14 protein-coding genes are annotated in these 18,804 nt (G+C 65.2%); 5 read left to right on the plus strand and 9 right to left on the minus strand.

Annotated elements, in window-relative coordinates; translation table 11 throughout:
- Positions 1–18: 18 nt before the first annotated feature.
- Positions 19–1,509 (plus strand): ATP-binding protein, encoded by a 1,491-nt coding sequence (locus C7W88_RS21070; protein WP_118075451.1) that lies wholly within the window; start codon positions 19–21, stop codon positions 1,507–1,509.
- A gap of 55 nt (positions 1,510–1,564) precedes the next feature.
- Here C7W88_RS21070 and C7W88_RS21075 read toward each other — a convergent pair whose 3' ends face one another.
- The 4 genes from C7W88_RS21075 to C7W88_RS21090 all read right to left on the minus strand — a co-directional run bounded on the left by C7W88_RS21075 (position 1,565) and on the right by C7W88_RS21090 (position 8,244).
- Complete coding sequence (locus tag C7W88_RS21075) at positions 1,565–3,772, minus strand: TonB-dependent receptor (protein WP_118075453.1); 2,208 nt, start codon at positions 3,770–3,772, stop codon at positions 1,565–1,567.
- Positions 3,773–4,006: 234 nt separating this feature from the next.
- Entirely contained in the window at positions 4,007–5,395 is a 1,389-nt protein-coding gene (locus C7W88_RS21080) for a TolC family protein (protein ID WP_118075455.1), read from the minus strand.
- The gene (locus C7W88_RS21085) at positions 5,392–6,432 is read right to left on the minus strand and encodes an efflux RND transporter periplasmic adaptor subunit (RefSeq protein ID WP_205525353.1); all 1,041 of its coding nucleotides are present in this window, start codon (positions 6,430–6,432) and stop codon (positions 5,392–5,394) included. Before C7W88_RS21085 ends, C7W88_RS21080 begins: the two co-directional genes overlap by 4 nt.
- Before the next feature lie 99 nt (positions 6,433–6,531).
- Positions 6,532–8,244, minus strand: coding sequence for an ABC transporter transmembrane domain-containing protein (locus C7W88_RS21090; RefSeq protein ID WP_118075459.1), 1,713 nt, complete (start codon positions 8,242–8,244; stop codon positions 6,532–6,534).
- 281 nt (positions 8,245–8,525) lie between these two features.
- Between C7W88_RS21090 and C7W88_RS21095 the strand changes: the two genes are divergently transcribed.
- Together C7W88_RS21095 and C7W88_RS21100 are read left to right on the plus strand one after the other, a co-directional pair.
- Positions 8,526–10,049 (plus strand): phosphomannomutase, encoded by a 1,524-nt coding sequence (locus C7W88_RS21095; RefSeq protein WP_240345008.1) that lies wholly within the window; start codon positions 8,526–8,528, stop codon positions 10,047–10,049.
- A 44-nt stretch (positions 10,050–10,093) separates the two neighbouring features.
- Positions 10,094–10,957: a bifunctional 5,10-methylenetetrahydrofolate dehydrogenase/5,10-methenyltetrahydrofolate cyclohydrolase gene (locus tag C7W88_RS21100; protein WP_118075461.1), complete on the plus strand. Its 864-nt coding sequence runs from the start codon at positions 10,094–10,096 to the stop codon at positions 10,955–10,957.
- A 142-nt stretch (positions 10,958–11,099) separates the two neighbouring features.
- On the opposite strand, the gene C7W88_RS21105 is transcribed toward C7W88_RS21100, so the two are convergent.
- The 3 genes from C7W88_RS21105 to C7W88_RS21115 form a co-directional block, all read right to left on the minus strand.
- On the minus strand, positions 11,100–12,620 hold the full coding sequence (locus C7W88_RS21105; protein WP_118075463.1) for a DHA2 family efflux MFS transporter permease subunit: 1,521 nt from the start codon (positions 12,618–12,620) through the stop codon (positions 11,100–11,102).
- Complete coding sequence (locus tag C7W88_RS21110) at positions 12,607–13,581, minus strand: HlyD family secretion protein (protein ID WP_240345009.1); 975 nt, start codon at positions 13,579–13,581, stop codon at positions 12,607–12,609. The genes C7W88_RS21105 and C7W88_RS21110 overlap by 14 nt, the downstream gene beginning before the upstream one ends.
- 81 nt (positions 13,582–13,662) lie before the next feature.
- On the minus strand, positions 13,663–14,118 hold the full coding sequence (locus C7W88_RS21115) for a MarR family winged helix-turn-helix transcriptional regulator (protein ID WP_118075465.1): 456 nt from the start codon (positions 14,116–14,118) through the stop codon (positions 13,663–13,665).
- A 52-nt stretch (positions 14,119–14,170) separates the two neighbouring features.
- Here C7W88_RS21115 and C7W88_RS21120 point away from each other — a divergent pair, with 52 nt between their 5' ends.
- Both C7W88_RS21120 and C7W88_RS24990 read left to right on the plus strand, forming a co-directional pair.
- Positions 14,171–15,751, plus strand: coding sequence for an acyl-CoA dehydrogenase family protein (locus tag C7W88_RS21120; protein ID WP_118075467.1), 1,581 nt, complete (start codon positions 14,171–14,173; stop codon positions 15,749–15,751).
- Complete coding sequence (locus tag C7W88_RS24990; protein WP_370073263.1) at positions 15,751–16,278, plus strand: MaoC family dehydratase N-terminal domain-containing protein; 528 nt, start codon at positions 15,751–15,753, stop codon at positions 16,276–16,278. Before C7W88_RS21120 ends, C7W88_RS24990 begins: the two co-directional genes overlap by 1 nt.
- A 341-nt stretch (positions 16,279–16,619) precedes the next feature.
- Here the strand turns inward: C7W88_RS24990 and ribB are convergent, their stop codons facing one another.
- Together ribB and C7W88_RS21135 are read right to left on the minus strand one after the other, a co-directional pair.
- Positions 16,620–17,894: a 3,4-dihydroxy-2-butanone-4-phosphate synthase gene (gene ribB / locus C7W88_RS21130; protein ID WP_118075469.1), complete on the minus strand. Its 1,275-nt coding sequence runs from the start codon at positions 17,892–17,894 to the stop codon at positions 16,620–16,622.
- 60 nt (positions 17,895–17,954) lie between these two features.
- Complete coding sequence (locus C7W88_RS21135) at positions 17,955–18,698, minus strand: iron-containing redox enzyme family protein (protein WP_240345010.1); 744 nt, start codon at positions 18,696–18,698, stop codon at positions 17,955–17,957.
- Between the last annotated feature and the right edge of the window lie 106 nt (positions 18,699–18,804).

Below are 18,804 nucleotides of genomic sequence, written 5' to 3' on the forward strand. Positions count from 1 at the left end.
CTCTAAGCAGAATCCCATATGCGAGCGCACAGACACAGGGCGGACGAGCAATCCTCTCGCCAGGCAGCCGACCTGCCGCCTGGCCACGGTCCGGCCTTGTGCCTGCTCGCGCTGGTCGAGCGTGCAGTGTGGATCTACGATTTCGACAAGGCACGCATGGCCTGGGCCAATCCCGCAGGTTTGCGCTTCTGGCGGGCCGAATCTGTCGACGCGCTTCGTGCCCGGGATCTGAACCCTACAGCGCTGGGAACGGCGGAGCGGCTGGAGAACCTGCGCCTTGCGCTGACAAGAGGCGAGGTGCGTAGCGAGCGCTGGACCTTCTATCCGCAAGGGCAGCCGTTCCAGCGCGACTGCCGCCTCCATGGCGTGGCGCTCGAGGACGGGCGCATGGCGCTGCTGGTCGACGCCGCCGATGCACCAATGCAGGTAGCCGACAGCTCGTTCGAGACCCGCGCGATCGAGGCGGTGCGGCAATCGCCGCTGATGATCTCGCTGCTGGGCGAAGGCGGGCAGTGGCTGATGCACAACCCGGCCGCTGAAGCGCTGATCAACCGGCTGCAGGGCACCAATCTGCCGGGGCTGGACAATTTCGCCACGTTGTTTGCCCATCCCGACGAGGCGGTTTCCCTGCGCGCGCGGGCGCTCGAAAGCGGCAGTGCCGAAGCGACCCTGCGCATGGCCGGCCCGTCCTTCCGCATGCATGAGGTAACGCTGCGCCGCCTGACCGATCCCGTGACCGGACGCCTGTCGCTGATGGTCAGTCAGGCCGACGTGACCCGCGCCTACCGCGCCGAGCGCCGCCTGCACAAGGCGCTGGCACGGGAACGCGCGATTGCCGAGACGCAGCGCCAGTTCCTCTCGGTCACCAGCCACGATTTCCGCACGCCGCTCAGCGTGATCGACGGTTCGGCGCGCCGTATCGCCCGTCTCGCGGAGCCCGGCAGCGTAATTGCCGAACGCGCGGAAACGATCCGCGATACCGCGCGCCGCATGACCGAGGCAGTGGATCGCACGCTCGGCTGGGCCTCGATCGAGGAAGGCCGCGTCGATTTCCAGCCTGAGCGAGCGAACATCAGGCCTATGGTGGAACGCGCCCTGCTCGGCCAGCGCTCGGTCCATCCGCACCGCCCGTTCGTGGCCGAGCTTGACGATGTGCCCGACCTGATGCTCGACCAGGTTCTGGTGCTGCGCGTGCTCGACAACCTGATCGGCAACGCGATCAAGTATTCGCCCGAAGAACAGCCGGTTCGGGTGCGCTGCTTCGCCCGTAACGGTGAGGTGCTGATTTCGGTCAGCGATGAGGGGATCGGCATTCCCTCCGACGAGCTGTCAAAGCTCTTCACCCGCTTCTTCCGCTCAAGCAACGCCCGCCGCTTCAAGGGCAGCGGTGTGGGCCTGCACGCCGCGCGGTTCTACATGGAACTCCACGGCGGCCGCATCGCGGTGAAGTCGGCCGAGGGCAAGGGATCGACGTTCACGCTGGCGTTTCCGGTGCCGGCCAAAGGTTAGGCAGTAGCCGCACCGCCACTTCTTCTGTCGGCCCCGCGCTAGCCCCCCAACACGATCAGAACGCCCGCTTCACGCTCGCGCCCCAAGTCCTCGGGGTGCCGACGTGGTTGTAGTCGAAGCCGAATCCCGAAAGGTCGATGCGTGAGGTGAAGTAGGTCTGGTCGGTGAGGTTGCGGCCCCAGAGTGACACCGTCCAGTCGCCGCGCACGTAATCCATCCCGGCGCCGAGCAGGGCGTAGCCGCCCTGGCGCAGTCGCGGGATGTTGACGATCTCGAAGTATTGCGAAGAGACGTAAGAAGCATCGGCGCGCAGCGTGAGGCGGGCGCTGCCGGCCTCCCATGCGGTCCAGTCGATCGCGGCGTTGGCGGTGAGGGCAGGGGCGTTGGACAGGTGGTGGCCGCGCACGTCGAGGCCGCTGATCACGCCGCGCGTCGCCCGTGCATGGAGCAGGCCGAGCCCGGCGTTGAGCGAGAGGGTGGGGAGCGGCCGCGCGTCGATTTCCAGCTCCGCGCCATAGATGCGCGAGCGGTCGAGGTTGACCAGCGTCTGCGTGGCGTCGGCCGGGTTGACCGAGAGGAACTGCTGGTTGCGGTAATCGTACCAGAACCCGGTGAGCGAGAGCGAGGCCATGCCGCCGAGCCGCGTCTTGGCCCCGGCTTCGAGAGCGTCGAGAATTTCGGGTTTGGCGACGCCTGCCTCCGACGGATCGAAAAAGGCCTGCGCGTTGAACCCGCTGGCGCGATAGCCGCGGCTGTAGCTGGCGAAGAGCAGCGTGCCATCATCGCGCTTGTGATCGAGCGCGAGCTTGCCCGAGAGGTTGTTGCCGGAAAAGCGCCGGTCAAGCGGGGCAATCGGCGTGGCGACGAGGACGCCATCGACGCCGCGGATTTCGGACGTCAGCCCGGTTTGCAGGCCCGTGTCGTGGGTGAAGCGCAAGCCCCCGCGCAGGGTGGTGCCGCCGCCCAGCTTCAGCCGCGCATCGCCGAACAGCGCCCAACTCCGCTTGTCCTGATCGAAGCGGTTGGAGATGACGCAGGCGAACAGGCTGGTGTTAGCGGTGCAATCGTCCACATCGACGCGGCCATTGCCGTCGACGTCAAGATCGGTCCAGAAGTTGAGGTCTGTCGAATTGAACAGGTCTTCGCGATGATGGTGCGCGCCCACGATCAGGCTGAGCGGGCCATCGCCCTCCCACGCCAGCCGCAGTTCCTGGCCGAACTGGGTGCCGCGATCGGTGTAGGGGATTTCGAGCACCTGAAGCGGGCTGCCGTCGGTGTCCTCGGGCACGTAGAGGCTGCCCTTGTCCCAGCCGGTAACAGAGATCAGCGTCAGCGTGTCGGACAGCTTGAATGTGCCGGTGAGCGCGGCAGACCAGGTGCGGGCAAGGCGGCGGGCGGTGAAGTTCGCTTCCAGTTCGCGAATGCCCAGCCCATCGCGGAAGTAGCTGCTGCCCTGGCCATAGGCTTCATAAGCGCCGTTGCCGACGCCATCGGGGCGCGGCTTGGAATAGTTGCCGTAGTTCTGCGGGCGCTGCAGGCTGGTCGAAAGCCGCAGGATCAGCTCGGCACTGTCGGACGGTTGCCACAGCAGCGTGCCGCGCACGCCGTATTCGCGCGTCGAGGACAGGTCCGGCTGACCGGGCAGACGGTTGCGGAACCAGCCATCGGCACGGGCGGCGGTGAAGGCAACGCGCGCGGCGAGAGTGGGCCCGAGCGGCATGTTCAGCGCGCCCTGTGCTTCGAAGCGATTGTAATTGCCCGCGCCCAGCTTGAGGTAGCCTTCGCTGCCGAACACCGGACGTGCCGAAACGTAGTTGATCGCGCCACCGGTGGTGTTCTTGCCATAGAGCGTGCCTTGCGGGCCTCGCAGCACCTCGACGCGCGATAGATCGTAGAGTGCAAGGCCGAGGAAGGCGAAGTTGCCCTTGTAGACCTCGTCGTAATAGGCGGCGACAGGCCCAGCCTGGTTCAGGCTGAAGTCCGACATCGAAACGCCACGCAGCGCGAAGATCGGGGTATTCTCACCGACCGTGGCGCTGAAGCGCAAATTCGGGATGCGCGCGGCAAGATCGTCAGCCTGAGTCAGGCGCGCAGCTTCAAGGTTCTCGCCTCCAAGCACGGAAAGCGAGATCGGCACATCGCTCGCCTTCTCCGATCGCTTCTGGGCCGTGACGACGATTTCGTCCTGCGGTTCGGACGGTGCTGGCAGTTCCGCCGCAGGGGCAGGAAGAACGGCGGCTAGGCCAGCGGCAACAAGGGACATTCGAAGGCTCCGGGGAAGGGGAGCCCCGGACTAGGCGCGGTGTGGTTTACACCTTCGCAGGGAAGCCATCCGCAGTTGTCCTTAGGCGGCGTGGACAAATTCCACAGCGCCACGGCTGGAGGCAAAAACCGCCAGTTCAAGGAGGCGAGGAAGCGCAATATCGGGAATATTGTGCGACGAGCCGACGCCGAAATGGCGGTTTTGGTCCAGCCCCGCAGGGGTTGTCCACGCCGCCTAAAGGCCGAGTTGCTCCCGGTCGGCCAAGGCGGCGGCGAGTTCGGCCTGTGAAGCGGCATGGCGGTAGTTCGCGTCGATTTCGCGGATCGTGGCATCGGCCAGCGCTTCTTCGCGCAAGTTGACGACGAGGAAGTCGCTGGCACCGAGCGAAAAGCGCCGGCGTTCCGCTTCCGCCATCTTGCGGGCGAGCGCGGCCTCGGCGATGGCCAGGCCTGCAAGCTTCTCCGCACCGGTCACCTGCGTCCGCAAGTTGGCGATCTCCACGCCAATCTGGTCTTCAAGCAGGCGCAGACGCAGCGACAGCGCATCCTGCTCGGCGGCAACCTCGGCAATACGTCCCTTGGCCGCGCGCTGTTCCAGCGGGACCGAGAAGCGCAGGCCAAGAATGCCCTCTGTCGGGCGGCGGATCGGCGAACCGTCACCGATGTCTTTCGAGGCTTCCACGCGCACGTCCAGCCGGGGCTTCAGCTCGTTTTCGGCCAGTCGAGCCCGTATGCCGGTCTGTTCTATCCGGGTCAGCAGAGCCTGAAGATCCGGTCGGGCGGCAATCGCCGTGCTCTGATCGACCAGACGCGGCATGACGCCATCGACAAGGCGCGGCGGCAATCGGTCTGACGACGGGACGACCGGCTGCCCGAGGCCATCGCGCAGGAACAGCGACAGGGCATTGGCCTGCAGTTGCAGGTCCTGCTCAGCACGCACGAGCAGCGCTTGGCGGCGCACGATGTTCTGCTGGTTCTCGGTCCCCAGGATCGCAGGCCGCGCGCCCAGCTGGATCTGCCGCTCGATCGAATCCTGCCGTTCCTTCGCCAGATCATAGATCTCGCGGTAGATCTTCACACGCAGCCCCGCCGCGACCCACAGCTGGTAGGCTTCGATCGCGCGTCGCTGCACCCCGATGGCCACCAGATCCCGATCAAGCTCGGCCAGTTCGATGTCGAAGCCTGCCAGTTCGCGCCGTCCCCGCCGCTCGTCGATCACCCGGTCGCGCAATAGCGAAAACAACATGCCGGCCTTGATCTCGCCGAATTCGTTGGTGACCGACTTGCCTTCGTACGAGGCGAAATCGCCAATCGACTTGCGGTAGCCTCCATAGACCTGACCGCCGTTGTTCTGGAGCGGCCGATAGGCGGAGACCTCGGCGGTGGAGCCGTTGTAATATCCCAGCGGACGGGCAGTGGCCTCGGCGTTGAAGACAAGGTCGAACTGGCCTTCGGCGCTGAGCAGGCGGGCATCGGCCTGCCGTTGACGCGCCATCGCCTCGAGGATCTGCGGGGCATGGGTGGCAGAGGACTGCAGCACCTCACGCAGCGTCAGCTCCTCCGCCCGCGCCGCTCCCCCAAGGGCGAGCAGCGCGAGGAGTGCCACGAAGAGACGCGCGATCACTTCGCTTCCTCTTCCTCGCCGTAGCCTTGCCCGGCTTTCGCCCCGCTCTTGGCCTTTTTCGTGTCCTTGTCGGAAAGGGCCTTGAGACCATTGCCCTTGCGCGGACCGGCGTCCACCGGCGTCGGGAATTCCAGTGGGAAGTCGTTAAGCTGGCGCCACAGTTCGTAGGCGATCGTCACGGTCTCCATCTGGATCCAGCCACGCACCTTGGAACCGAGGCGGACGTAATTGTCGTTCGGCCAGGCAGGCTTGCCCGGCATTGGCTCCACGAGCACGCGGAACAGGCCACTGGGCTGGGCCGAAGGGTCGATCGTCAGCACGCGGCCATCGAACATGCCCTGCGCAACCGAGGGCCAGCCGCTGAACTGGATGGCCGGCCAGCCTTCGAAGTTCAGGCGCACCGGCTGACCCTTGCGGACCAGCGCGGCATCGCGTCCATCTACGAGCAGTTCGACCACGCGCTGCTGCCGCTCGGGTGCGATCGTGGCGAGGAGATCGCCGGCGCTGATCAGAGTGGCCCCGGCTGCGGTATTGAGCGAAAGCACGCGGCCGTCGCGCGGTGCCCGCACCAGCTGCGCCGACTGCCGGTTGAGCGCGATATCCACCTTGCTGAGCTTTGCGCGGGCCTCGGCCAGCTTGGCGTTGAGTTCGGCCACCTTGATTTGCGTCGCTTCATAGTCGCGCCGCGCCGCCAGCCCCTCGGCATAGAGCTGCGATGAACGGTTAACGTCCAGCCGCGCGGTTGCCATGGCCTGCTCGGCCGCGCTGATCTGTGCCACCACCTGTTCCCGCTCGGCCGCCAGGCGGATCAGCAGGTCGGGGTCATTGTCGATGATCCGGGCGATCGGATCGCCCTTCTTGACCTGCTGGCCATCGACCACGAACCAGCGCTCCACGCGGCCCGGGACCAGTGCGGTGACCTGCTGCACGCGGTCTTCGGGGTTTAGCGCGATGACATCGCCGCGTCCGGGCGCGGTCTGCACCCATTTCACCGCGAAGAGCAGGACGAGCAGCAGCGGTATGGTGATGGCAATCATCCGCCCCAGCGTGCGCGTGGTGCGCGGCACTCGCAGACTGGCCAGCGTGGTGAATCCCGTAAGATCGTGCGAACGGGGAGAGGCCTTGGCAGTCATGCTTCAGCCCTCCCTTCCGTTATAGGCGAAATGCATCACGTCATCGACAGTAAGGCCCTCGGCCTGGCTGTCCGGCCCGATCCACAGCCAGGAGTCGCGCTTAAGTCCCTCGGGCCGGTTGGTGAACTGCAGGATCGTGGTACCATACGGGCGCAGCGCCGCGAATACGGCTTCGAGCCTTGCCGGCGGCAGCATGTCGTAGATCGGTGAAAGCATCAGCACGCGCGGGCGGGCGATCAGCGCGCCAGCAAGCTTCAGCGCCATGGTCTCGCCCACGGTGAGCGGATAGCCAGAGCTTGACAGCAGCGCATCAAGGCCGCCCGGCAGCGAGCCCACGCGGCGATCCAGGCCGACAAGCGCGAGCGCATCGATCTGCGCCTCGGGCCGGGAGGGATCACCAAGGCTGAGATATTCGCGCACCGACATTTCGACGATGGTCGGGCGATCGAGCACGATCACGTCCGAGCGCAGGCGGTACATGTCAAGCGTGGCAAGGTCTGCCCCGCCCACCGCGACGATGCCCGAACGCGGCACTTCCAGCCGCTTGAGCAAGGTGGCGAGCGTACGCTCCACCCCCGGCGCGGCAAGCACGCCGACTTGCGCGCCGCTCGGCACCGAAAAATCGAGAACGTGATCTCCGTGATGGACCTGCCGCAGGCGGATCGCGCCATCGGGCGGGCAGGCGGCGTTGTCCTTCGGCGCGGCCTCCTGCGGCACTTCCCAGAACAGGTGCAGCTCTTCGAGGCTGGCGGACAATTCGTAGAACACCTCAAGATAGGTTCCGAGTTGCGCCACGCCATAGAACACGCCGGACAGGATCAGCTCGGCAGCCACCAGCTGTCCGATGGAAAGCTCGCCCTGCAGGATCAGCCAGCCGCCCATTGCCAGCAGACCGGCGCTGGCCAGGGCATAGAGCAGCAGCAGCGCCAGGGTCTGGCCGAAGGTATAGCGGAAGTGGTGGCGATGCGCCGCCACATAGCCCGCAGTCATCTCTTCCGAACGGTTGATGGCGTAAGCCATGTGGCGGCTGGACTTGTAGACACCGTTCGATCCGCCAACCGTGCCGAGCCAGTGCGCTGTCGCATGCTTGGCGTGGCTCTTGGCAACTGCGCTGGCGATCGAGGCATTTGCCCAGATGCGCCAGATGATCACCACCAGCAGCACCAGCACCAGATTGAAGGCCAGGAAGAACGGGTGGTAGAAACTTGTCACCACTAGCCCGACAAAGCTTTGCAGAACGATGGTAAAGCCACCGATCAGCAGGCTGGTCAGCGTCTTCTGGACGATGCCCATGTCGAAGAAGCGGTTGAACAGGTCACCGCGGCGGGCGTCCACGAAAAACGGATTCTGCGCATGGACCGCGCGCAGCGTTATTTCCGCCACGAGCCGGGCGAAGAATCGCCTTTCGAACCGGGCCAGCAAATGCACGCGAAACGCGCTCAGCACGCCCCAGATCAGCAGCAGCACGAACAGGATCGCCGCCAGCGTCAGCAGCGGCGCGGGCAGGGCCGTATTGGCAACCGAATTGATCAGCAACTGCACCGAGATCGGCGTGGCCAGCGACAGTAGCGAAATCGCAACGCCAAATAGCAGCGCGAGCCGCACGAACGACGCATCCGGCCCGAGAACCTGCCGCGACCAGCGGAAGAAGTCGCGGATCGTGGGTACGGGGTGGTGCGCCGCAGGAGCGGACGGGTCGGTTTGGGCGGCTGCCATCGTTTGTAGAGAATCCGTTCTTCGCAGTTGCAGCACAAATGGGGATGGTTCGGTATCTTTGTGCCAATGTTGTGTGAACTTTTTTTGCTGTCCTGCAAGATGTGCCCTTGGCACGATGGACGATAAAGTATGCTCAGATCGGCTTTTCCCGGGGAACGTAACGCGCTTGCCCCGGTTCCAAGCCAAACGAGCTAACGTGCTTTGCCAGCTTTCGCCTGTGCGGTATGGGCAAGGTCGGCCAGGCGGCGCAGGCTCGCGATCGGAAGGAAAAGTCTTTGCAAATGAACGCAATAGGTTCTGAATCGGGTGTCTCCGTGTCGGAATTGATGGCCTCGAGCGGGGTTCCCTTCGGCACCAGCGGCGTGCGCGGTCTCGCTTCGGCCATGACCGACAAGCTCTGTCACGCCTATGCCAGCGCTTTTCTGCAGTACCTGCGCCAGATTGGAGAATTTTCCAGCGGGGATCGCGTAGCCCTTGCCGGAGACCTCAGAACCAGCACGCCACGCATCCTCGCTGCCTGCGCCACCGCCGTGCAGGATTGTGGTGGGGAAGTGGTATTCTGCGGCCTCACGCCCACACCCGCGCTTGCTTTGCACGCGATGGGTCTGGGCATCCCCTCGATCATGGTGACTGGCAGCCACATCCCGGCAGACCGCAACGGCATCAAGTTCTATCGTCCCCATGGCGAAGTGCTGAAGAGCGACGAGGCGGGCATCGTCGGGCAGCGCGTGACGATTGACCCGGCCCGCTTCGGTAATGACGACAGCCTGTTGAGCCCCGCTACCCTACCCGAAGTTACCCCGGTCGAGGACGAATACATCGCCCGTTACGTCCGCCATTTCGGCCCGGATGCGCTGTCAGGGCTGACCATCGGCGTCTACCAGCACACCGCCGTCGGGCGCGACGTGCTGGTCCGGGCAGTCGAGGCGCTGGGAGCCAAAGCCGTGCCTTTTGGGCGAGAGACGGTCTTCGTACCAGTGGACACCGAAGCGATCCGCGAGGAGGACATTGCGCTTGCCGCCATGTGGGCGGCGGAGAACCAGGTGGACGCGATCATCTCGACCGATGGCGATTCCGATCGCCCGCTTGTGGCTGCCGGGAATGGCACCTGGCTGCGCGGCGACATCGTCGGCCTGCTGTGCGCGCGTGCCGTCTCGGCGGACGTGGTCGTCACCCCAGTCAGTTCCAACACCGTGCTGGAATTGAGCGGCGCGGCGCCCAAGGTCGTGCGCACCCGCATCGGGTCGCCCTATGTGATCCGAGCGATGATGGACGCGGCTGAGGCAGACCCTGCAGCGCGGGTCTGCGGTTATGAAGCCAATGGCGGCTTCCTGCTCGGCAGCGCGGTGGACGATCTTGCGCCACTGCCGACGCGCGATGCCCTGCTGCCGATCATCGCGGTGGTGTTGAACGCAAAGACCCGTCCCTTGGCCGAAGTCGTGGCCGAACTGCCGCCGCGCTTCACCTTCTCGGATCGCGTTGGCGATTTTCCGCAGGATCACAGCGCCGCCCTGATCGCGTTTCTCAGCCACGGCGAGGAGGACGAGCAGCTTGCCCGCATCGCCCGCCTGTTCGGCGAAATCGCCGGTTTCCCCACCGGCATCGACACAACCGATGGCTATCGCATGAGTTTTGCCGATGGTGCGATCATCCACTTCCGTCCCTCGGGCAATGCGCCGGAATTGCGCTGCTACAGCGAGGCGGAGACCGAGGAGAAGGCACGCGATCTGAATGCACGGGCACTGGCCCATGTGCTGGCCGACGTCGTGCCCGAAGCGGTTGCATTCAGCGCGTCTCACCGCTAATATTGTATGCAACACATACAATATTAGCGGTTGAGGAACAAGCGATGGCCCAGATTATCGATGGCAAGGCGCTGGCTGCGCAAGTGCTGGCACGCGCCGCCGCGGACGTGGCGGACATCGTTTCCTCAGGTGGCGATGCACCCGGCCTTGCCGTAATCCTCGTCGGCAATGATCCGGCGAGCGAGGTCTATGTCGGGCGCAAGATCGCGCAGTGCCGCAAGGCCGGTATCCGCTCGATAGAGCATCGCCTGCCCGCAAAAACGGCGCAGGACGTGGTGCTGGCCCTGATCGACGAGCTCAACGCCGACCCGCAAGTCCACGGTATCCTCGTCCAGCTGCCGCTGCCCAAGCACATCGATGCCTCGCTGGTGCTTGATCGCATCGATCCGGGCAAGGACGTCGACGGGTTCCACCCGGTCAACGTCGGCCGCCTGTCGACCGGCACCGGCGGACTCGTGCCCTGCACCCCGCTGGGCGTCATGCTGCTGCTTGACAGCGTGATCGATGACTATCGCGGCCTGAACGTGGTGGTGATCGGCAAGTCGAACATTGTCGGCAAGCCGGTGTCGATGCTGCTGCTCGAACGCGAGGCGACCGTGACAGTCACCCACATCGAGACGAAGGACCTGCCCGATGTCGCGCGCAAGGCGGATATCATCGTTGCCGCCGCCGGTGCGCCGCATCTGGTGCGGGGCTACTGGGTGAAGCCGGGCGCCGTGGTGATTGACGTGGGTATCACCCGCGTGGTCGACCATGATGGCAACACGAAAATCGTCGGCGATTGCGCCACGCACGAGCTGGACCATGCCAAGGCGGTCACTCCGGTGCCAGGTGGGGTGGGGCCAATGACCATCGCCTGCCTGCTCAGCAATACGGTTCTGGCGGCAAAACGCGCGACAGTTGCATAAAACGCAAATTTAGAAGCGTTATTCTCATTTGCGGGAATCCGGCAAAGTACGCATACCGAAAAGGCCTTTCAGGCATCCTCTCCCAAACTTCAAAAGGGGCTGACGCAAGTCGGCCCCATTTTTTTGTCCAGCGCTAGCAGAGTCAGCGCGGTGGCGCGGGCTTGGCCGGCTTCACCAGCATCAGCAGGGGGATCGCCACCACGCAGGCCATCGCCATCGCATAGAAATCGTTGATGTAGGCGATCATCGCAGCTTGCTGGTTGACCATGCCATCCATCACCCGGAGCAACGTTTCACCAGTGCCGCCATAGGCAGTGATCCGGTCGAGATCGAACGGCACCAGCGTGCGCGTGACATGCGCGCCAAGCTCGGCATGGTTGACCTGAATGTTGCGGGCGAGTTCCACCGAGGCGGCGGAAATGCCGATCGAGGATCCGAGGTTGCGCATCAGGTTGCCCAGGCTCGAGGCATCGGTGCGCAAGTGCGGCGGCAAGGTGGCAAAGGAGATCAGGTTCATCGGCATGAACGTGAACGACAGGCCCAGCCCCTGCAGCAGCCCGGCCATGATGATCGGGCCGCGCGGCATCTCCAGCGACCAGCCGGTCATCAGCCACATCGAGCCGCCCATCAGCAGCAGACCGAGCGCGAGCAGGGCGCGAGCGTCGATCTTGGTCATGAACCGCCCGAACAGAGTGATCGACGCCAGCATGCCGATGCCGCGTGGGGCCAGCAACATGCCCGATTGCAACGGTGTGTAGCCGTAGATCTGCTGAAGCAGCCCCGGCAGCAGCGCCATGACCGACATCATCACCAGTCCGATCAGGAACATGAAGGCAAGGCCTACGGTGAAATTGCGATCATGGAACAGCGCCGCCGGAAACAGCGGCTGCGCAGTGCCGGAAAGGTGGAAGATCGCCAGCCACGCCCCGGCCAGCGCCACCACCGCGTAAGCGACGATCTCGGCCGACGCGAACCAGTCGAGCGTCAGGCCCCGGTCGAGGATCAGCTGGATCGCCGACACCGTCAGCGCGACCAGTACCCAGCCGGTAATGTCCACGCGCCGGTGCCTGGTCGGCGTCTTGGGCAGGTAGAGCCACAGCAGCAGGAAACAGATCAGGCCGACCGGCAGGTTGACGTAGAACACCCAGCGCCAGTTGTAATTGTCGGTAAGGAATCCGCCGATGATCGGCCCGGTGATCGGCCCGAGCATGACGCCCTGGGTGTAGAGCCCCATCATCTTGGGCCGTTCCGCAGGCGTGCTGGAATCGAGAGTCACTGTCTGCGCCAGCGGCGAGAGGAACGCCCCGCCAAGTCCCTGCAACACGCGGAACAGCACCATCTGTTCAAGGTTCTGGGCAACGCCGCACAGCATCGATGCCACCGTGAACAGCAGCACCGAGGCGAGCATCATGGTGCGGATGCCGAACTTGTCCACCAGCCAGCCCGCCAGAGGCAGCGCCACGGCCGAGGCAAGCACATAGCTCGTCAGCACCCAGGTGATCGTGTCCTGCGTCGCGCTCAACGATGCCGTCATGTGCGGCAGTGCGACGTTGGCGATCGTGGTGTCCAGCGTGTACATGACCATCGCCGCCATCGCGCCGACCAGCATCAGCGGCCGGTTGCGCGAGACCAGCGGTGGGGTTTCCCCGCTACTTGCCGACATGGACGGTGACGTCGGAACTGAGACCGGCGATAAGCGGACGCTCCGACTTGCTGTCGATGGCGATGCGCACTGGCACGCGCTGGATCACCTTGACCCAATTGCCGGTGGCGTTCTGCGCCGGAAGCACGGAGAATTCCGAACCCGTGCCCGCGCCGATGGATTCGACGTGGCCCTTCAGCTTCAGGCCGGGATAGGCGTCGATCTCGATCTCGGCGAGCTGGCCGGGCCGCATGTGGTTAAGATCGGTTTCCTTGAAGTTTGCATCGACCCGGGCGCTGCCATCGCGCACGATCGAGACCATCGGCACGCCGGGGAACACCATCTGCCCGACTTGCAATCGCGTGACCTGTGTGACCACGCCATCGGCTGGCGCGCGCACGACGGTGCGCTCCATGTCGAGCGTCGCCTTGGCCCGGTTGGCCTGCGCCGCAGCGATGGCGGGATTGACGCCGGGCACTTGCGCGCCGGTTGCCAGTTCCGAGCGGGCCTGCGCCACCTCGGCGCGGATCGAGACGATGCGGTCACGCGCCACGGCCACGGCATGCTCCGCCGCATCCATGCGGGCGCGGGTGTTGAACCCCTTGTCCATCAGCGCCTTCTCGCGCGCGAAGTTCGCCTGGGCGAGGGCAAGGTCGTCGTTGGCGGCAGCAAGATCTGCGGCCTTGGCGGCAACGTCGGCGTTCAGCGCAGTGACCCTGGCCTGCGCCGTGGCGATCTGCGCATCGGCCTGGCGGATCGTGGCGTCGAAAGTGGCTGGGTCAATCGTGAACAACACGTCGCCCGCCTTGACGTGCTGGTTCTCGCGCACGTTGACCTTGGTGATCAGGCCGCTGACTTCGCCCGCAACAGCGACGATGTCGGTCTTGACATAGGCATTGTCGGTTTCGACCGTGCCCTGGTTACCGAACCAGTACCACAGTGCCCCGACAACAATGACAACCGGTCCGAGCACCATCAGCATCGTGCGGGTACGCCTGGAACGCGTCTCGCCAACGTGCTCCTTCGCGGCTTGGGCAGCGGGCGCATTCTGGGGGGAAAAGGATCAGCCTCGGCCATGGATCAGGTTCGCTTCAGGTGTGGTATCATCGGAAAGGTTCATGCGCACGCGTTCGAGCAGCGAGAGGAGCTGGGTATGTTCGTCGTCGGTCAGGCCGGAAACCGCCTCGCCAATGGCTTGCTGCGCCAGCGGTGTCATCGACCGGATCAGCTCTTCGCCCTTGGCGGTGAGATAGAGGCACCAGCAGCGCCGGTCCGCCGGATCGTCGCGCCGTTCGACGAGGCCCAGCTTCTCGAGCCGGTCGATCATCCGCCCGGCGGTGATCGGCTCAACCTCGAGCCATCCGGCCAGCGCGCCCTGGTTGGTGCCGGGATCGCGCTGGATCGCAGCCAGCATGCGCCACTGCGGCCCGGTCACGCCAAAGTGCTGGGCACTGGCGGCAAAGCGCTTGCGGAACAGGCGTCCGACGTCAGATGACAAGAAGGCCACGTTGACTTTCATGGCATGGCGATAATAGCAATGCTTACATTCTACAATCCGGAAAAAGAACAGGATGTTTGAGGAGGAATTGGGTGCGGCGCGGCGCTATCAAGCAGCGGCGCAGGCGGCGCTGGCCGGGCGGCTGGAAGATGCGCGGATCGACGAGCACCAGCGTGCGGCGCACGGCTTTGCCTGGATCGCGACGAGCGTTGCCGCGCTTGAGGCGGTGGCGGCTTGGGCCGAATGCACCGGTGGCGCGCTCGATGAAACAGTAGCCCGGCTGGCCTTTGCCGAGACGCTGGGCCAACTCGTCGGCGGGTTGCCGATGGGCCAGAACGAGATCCTGCGGCCAGCCGATCTGGGGCTGATCGCCGCGGCGCGCGGACTGGCGCAGGACTGCGCGGACCTGCTCGAAACTGACCACGCCGATGCCCGCGCGCAAGTGGTGAGTGCTCTTGCCGCCGGGCAGTGGCCTTCGGAAAGCCTTGGCGATCAGGAGCTCGACACAATCCGCGACCAGTTCCGGCGATTCACCGATGCCGAGATTCTGCCCCACGCCCACAAGTGGCACCTCGCCAATGCGCTGATCCCGGACGAGACGGTGCGTTCAATGGCCGATCTCGGCACGTTCGGGGTCTGCATCCCCGAAGAGTTCGGCGGGCTCGGCCTCGGCAAGCTGGTGATGTGCCTGGTTACCGAAGAGCTTTCGCGCGGCTGGATCGGTGCCGGATCGCTCGGAACGCGGTCCGAGATTGCGGGCGAGCTGATCGTGCTGGGCGGGACACAGGCGCAGAAGACGCAGTGGCTTCCGGCCATCGCCAGCGGGGAGGTCCTGCCGACAGCGGTGTTCACCGAACCCGATACCGGCTCAGACCTCGGCTCGCTGCAGACCCGCGCACGGCGTGAGGGCGAGGGTTGGGTAATCGATGGCGCGAAGACGTGGATCACCCACGCCGCCCGGTCGGACCTGATGACCATGCTGGCCCGCACGCGCCCTGATGCCAAGGGCTATGCCGGGCTGTCGATGCTGCTGGTGCCCAAGCGTCGGGGGACGCAGGCTGAACCCTTCCCCGAACCCGGCATGAGCGGCAGCGAGATCGAGGTGCTCGGCTATCGCGGCATGCGCGAATATGCGCTGCAGTTCGATGGCCTGCGCGCACCCGGCGATGCTCTGCTCGGTGGCGAGGAAGGGCAGGGCTTCAAGCAATTGATGCGCACGTTCGAGGGCGCGCGCATCCAGACCGCCGCGCGCGCCGTCGGCGTGGCAAGACGCGCGCTGGAACTGGGGCTGGACTACGCGCTGAACCGCAAGCAGTTCGGCAAAGCCATCGTCCAGTTTCCGCGCGTGGCCGACAAGCTGGCGATGAGCCTGGTCGACACGGTCCTTGCGCGCGAGCTTACCTATGCCGCCGCCCGGGCCAAGGATTCAGGCAAGCGCTGCGATATCGAGGCCGGCATGGCCAAGCTGCTGGCGGCGCGCGCGGCCTGGTCGAACGCCGATGCCTCGCTGCAGATCCATGGCGGAAATGGCTACGCGCTCGAGTACGAGATCAGCCGCGTGCTGTGCGATGCGCGCATTCTCAACATCTTCGAAGGCGCCGCGGAAATCCAGGCGCAGGTCATTGCGCGCGGGCTGCTGGAAGGGCGCAACTGATGGGTGAATGGCAGAACTGGGTCGGCCGGACCGAGCGGCGCACGGATCGCGCCGACGCCGCACTTGCCGCGCGCTGGCTGGCCACGTTCGATCGCGCTGCGCCCGCCGACGGGACCATGCCGCAAGGCTTCCACTGGTGCCTGTGCACGCCCGATGCGCCAACGTCGACGCTGGGGGCCGACGGTCACCCGCTGCGTGACGACAGCCCGGACAGCTTCCTGCCGCCAGTGCCGCTCCCGCGCCGGATGTGGGCGGCGAGCAAGATGGAATTTGTTGCGCCGATCATGCTTGGCGCGGCAATTGAGCGTCGATCGTCAGTTGCGGCGATCACGGAAAAGCAGGGCGCCAGTGGCGCGCTGGTCTTTGTCGAAGTTGCGCATGACACGCTGAGCGATGGTGCAGTGGCCGTGCGCGAAGTGCAGAGCGTGGTCTATCGCGCCGCCGCAGCCGCCGGATCGCCCCTGGTGCCGCCGCCATTGGGGAGGGCGCTTTCGATCCGGGGCCGTGGACCGCGCACCGCACGCTGACCCCGGACGAGCCGCTGCTGTTCCGCTATTCGGCGCTGACCTTCAACAGCCACCGCATTCACTATGACCTGCCATATGCCGCTGAAGGCGAGGGCTATCGCGGGCTGGTCGTTCACGGCCCGCTGACGGCCACGCTCCTGCTCGATCTCGCGCAGGCAGAGCTGGGCGACAATGCGCTGAAGAGCTTTGCTTTTCGCGGGCTTTCGCCGGCGATCTGCGGCGAGGCGCTGCATCTGGTGATGCGCGGAGAAGAGCGCGCGCTGGAGCTTGCAGCCTTTGCTGCCGATGGCCGTCAGGTCGTGGCGGCAAGCGCCACGACCTGATCGCCAACTCGGGCAGCCTCAGTTCGCCGGGATCGCCCGCTCGCCAACGATGTTCAGGCCATAGCCTTCGAGCGCGACGAGGTTGTGGTGCGAGTTGGTCAGCAGGATCATGTCGTGAATGCCGAGGTCGGCAAGGATCTGCGCACCGATGCCGTAGCTGCGCAGCTCCATGTCATGCCCGGCGGTGCCGCCGACCTCGCGGATCAGCTGCTCCGGATCGGTGGGCATCAGCAGCACGATGACGCCTGAGCCTGCCTCGCCAATCTCGCTCATGGCGCGCTGGAGGATGCGCTTGCGCGGTCCCGGTTGGCCGAGCACGTCGGACAGGACCGAGATCGAGTGCATGCGCACCAGCGTCGGCGTGTCGGGCAGGATGTGGCCCTTCTGCAGCACGAGATGGACCGAGCCGTCGACCTTGTTGCGATAGGTCTTTATCGTGAATTCGCCGCCGTAATCGGTATGGAACGGTGCCTGGTTGAGGCACTCGACCAGGTGGTCATGGCGGCGGCGGTAGGCGATCAGGTCGCGGATCGTGCCGATCTTGAGTCCGTGCTTGCGCGCGAACGGGATAAGGTCGTTGAGGCGCGCCATCGTGCCGTCGTCGTTCATGATCTCGCAGATCACGCCCGAGGGGTTGAGTCCGGCAAGGCGCGGCAGGTCGACCGCAGCTTCGGTGTGGCCAGCGCGGACGAGCACGCCGCCATCGCGGGCGATCAGCGGGAAGACGTGGCCCGGCGTCACGATATCGTCGCGGCCCTTCATGGCATCGACGGCCACCGCAACGGTGCGCGCGCGATCCGCCGCGGAAATGCCGGTGTCAACGCCTTCGCGGGCCTCGATCGAGACGGTGAAGGCCGTGCCATGGCGCGTGCCGTTGTTGCGGCTCATCAGTTCGAGGCCGAGCTTGTCGGCACGTTCGGAGGTCAGGCACAGGCAGATCAGCCCGCGGCCATGGGTAGCCATGAAGTTGATGGATTCAGGCGTTGCCATCTGTGCGGGGATGACGAGATCGCCTTCGTTTTCGCGGTCCTCGTCATCGACGAGGATGACCATGCGACCATTGCGGACGTCGGCAATGATTTCCTCGACCGTCGCCAGCGCGAAGTCCTCATCGTCACTGTCGTCCATGGCTCGTTCAAGCTTGGTCAGCGTATCCGCGGTCGGGTTCCAGTCCGGTGAGAGCGCATCGCGCAAGGTGTTGGGGTGCAGACCGGCCGCGCGGGCGAGCGCCGCCCGCGAAATGACCCGATCCTCGATGAGCTTGCGCGCACGCGCCACAATGTCCTGTGCCATGAGTCGCGTGTGTCACATCGCGATGGCGCAGGTCAACCTGAATCACATCCCGATGTGCGATTATGCCCAGAGTGTCGCGCGGTAACGTGCAAAACAGCGCTCGCCGCACATCAGGCGCATCAGCGCACCTTCGGCCATCGCCGTGGCCCGGCGCGGGTCTTCCTCGACCAGCGGCCGCAGTGCCTCGCGGTTCCAGTCCTCGCTATGTTTCACGTCAAGCACGGCATGAAGATCGAAGTAGCGGCGTTCGCGGTCCGACAGGCCAATGCGGCGCAGTCCCTTGGCGACCATGGCCGAGCGGCCCGGTGCCGTCAGTTCGATCACACCAAGCGCGCCGACGGAATGCCAAGCGAAACCGCGATTGGTGGCCATGCCGGTCATCGCGTTGGCCAGCGCAAGGCTCTCCCACACGGTATTGTCAATGGTAGGCTCCACGCCCATCGTCCGGGCAAGATCGTTAAGCATCGGCCCGTGCATGCCGCGCACGTTGCCACGGCCCATCTCGTCCCAGTAGTTGCGGGCAAGTTCGAGCTTCGCGCTGACCGGGAGCTTGACCTGCGTATAGGCGACAAGATCATCGAACCCGGCTTCGCCAGCCGCTTCCTGTTCGAAGAACCAGCGCAGCTGCACTTCGTTGGCGCTGTCGGCCAGCCACGGGAACAGCGGGTCACCCTGGCCGGGGCCGGTCTGCTTAAGGCCCTCGAACCATTCGACGAAGCCATCAACATCAGTTGGCGCCTCGCGTGCGCGGTCGACCACCTCGGCGCGCAATTCCTCGAGGAACGAGGTTTCTAGATAGCGCATCTGCGCTTCATGCTCGAAGTGCTGGTTCCAGTCCGAGGACGGAAACTGGGGGCTCAGGCGCTCACGGTTCCAATGCGCCAGCGCCTGCTGGATCGTGTCGCTTTGG

Origin of the sequence: Novosphingobium sp. THN1 (assembly GCF_003454795.1) — a bacterium.
Taxonomy (GTDB): Bacteria; Pseudomonadota; Alphaproteobacteria; order Sphingomonadales; family Sphingomonadaceae; genus Novosphingobium.

Excerpts from the sequence above, each read along its gene's own strand:
- C7W88_RS21070 (WP_118075451.1), top strand. The coding sequence starts at position 19 with ATGCGAGCGCACAGACACAGGGCGGACGAGCAATCCTCTCGCCAGGCA.
- C7W88_RS21075 (WP_118075453.1), bottom strand. The coding sequence starts at position 3,772 with ATGTCCCTTGTTGCCGCTGGCCTAGCCGCCGTTCTTCCTGCCCCTGCG.
- C7W88_RS21085 (WP_205525353.1), bottom strand. The coding sequence starts at position 6,432 with ATGATTGCCATCACCATACCGCTGCTGCTCGTCCTGCTCTTCGCGGTG.
- C7W88_RS21090 (WP_118075459.1), bottom strand. The coding sequence starts at position 8,244 with ATGGCAGCCGCCCAAACCGACCCGTCCGCTCCTGCGGCGCACCACCCC.
- C7W88_RS21095 (WP_240345008.1), top strand. The coding sequence starts at position 8,526 with ATGAACGCAATAGGTTCTGAATCGGGTGTCTCCGTGTCGGAATTGATG.
- C7W88_RS21100 (WP_118075461.1), top strand. The coding sequence starts at position 10,094 with ATGGCCCAGATTATCGATGGCAAGGCGCTGGCTGCGCAAGTGCTGGCA.
- C7W88_RS21105 (WP_118075463.1), bottom strand. The coding sequence starts at position 12,620 with ATGTCGGCAAGTAGCGGGGAAACCCCACCGCTGGTCTCGCGCAACCGG.
- C7W88_RS21110 (WP_240345009.1), bottom strand. The coding sequence starts at position 13,581 with ATGCTGATGGTGCTCGGACCGGTTGTCATTGTTGTCGGGGCACTGTGG.
- C7W88_RS21115 (WP_118075465.1), bottom strand. The coding sequence starts at position 14,118 with ATGAAAGTCAACGTGGCCTTCTTGTCATCTGACGTCGGACGCCTGTTC.
- C7W88_RS21120 (WP_118075467.1), top strand. The coding sequence starts at position 14,171 with ATGTTTGAGGAGGAATTGGGTGCGGCGCGGCGCTATCAAGCAGCGGCG.
- C7W88_RS24990 (WP_370073263.1), top strand. The coding sequence starts at position 15,751 with ATGGGTGAATGGCAGAACTGGGTCGGCCGGACCGAGCGGCGCACGGAT.
- ribB (WP_118075469.1), bottom strand. The coding sequence starts at position 17,894 with ATGGCACAGGACATTGTGGCGCGTGCGCGCAAGCTCATCGAGGATCGG.
- C7W88_RS21135 (WP_240345010.1), bottom strand. The coding sequence starts at position 18,698 with ATGCGCTATCTAGAAACCTCGTTCCTCGAGGAATTGCGCGCCGAGGTG.